This is a genomic window from Curtobacterium sp. B8, assembly GCF_000333315.1.
GTDB lineage: Bacteria > Actinomycetota > Actinomycetes > Actinomycetales > Microbacteriaceae > Curtobacterium > Curtobacterium luteum.
Map to the genome: position 1 here is coordinate 1 of NZ_BACW01000334.1, position 526 is coordinate 526.

At 73.8% G+C, this 526-nt stretch carries 1 protein-coding gene; it reads right to left on the reverse strand.

The features are described 5' to 3' along the window. Nucleotides 1-64 precede the first annotated feature (64 nt). Nucleotides 65-526, reverse strand: a 462-nt coding sequence (locus I59_RS08660; RefSeq protein ID WP_022903533.1) for a DUF2231 domain-containing protein, incomplete at its 5' end; no start/stop codon positions are given.

A 526-nucleotide genomic window follows, 5' to 3' on the forward strand; every position in this document is an offset into this window, starting at 1 on the left:
CGTCCGTCTCGGACGACGCGGGTCGACGGCTTCGTCACCGGACGAGCACGCCCGTCGACCAGGCTCAGTCGTCGAAGGGGACGTGCTCGCTCGTGCCCACGCCGGCCCGCTGCCGGTACGCCAGGTGCCCACCGAGGTAGCCGCCGACCCCGACGACCGTCAGCCCGGCGAACCCGAGCAGCTTCCCCGCGCCGTGGTTCCCGTGCTTCCGCTGCACCCACGACAGCCCGTACAGCGTGATCCCGACCCAGTTCACCGCCTGGTGGACCCACCCCGTCCGGAGCTGCTCGCGGTCGAGCTCGGCCCAGTCGACGTACCCGGCCGTCGTCGCCCCGCCCGCGGACACCAGGCCGACACCCACGAGGGTCTTCGCGGCCTTCGCGTTCCCCCTCCCACCGATCAGGTCGAGGACGGCCGCGGAGATCCACGCGCCGAGCGGCACTTGCACCATCAGGGGGTGCAGCGGGTGTCCGAACGGCACGCCGTGCAGGAGCTGGCGGACCGCCTCGGCCGCGCAGCGCGCGAC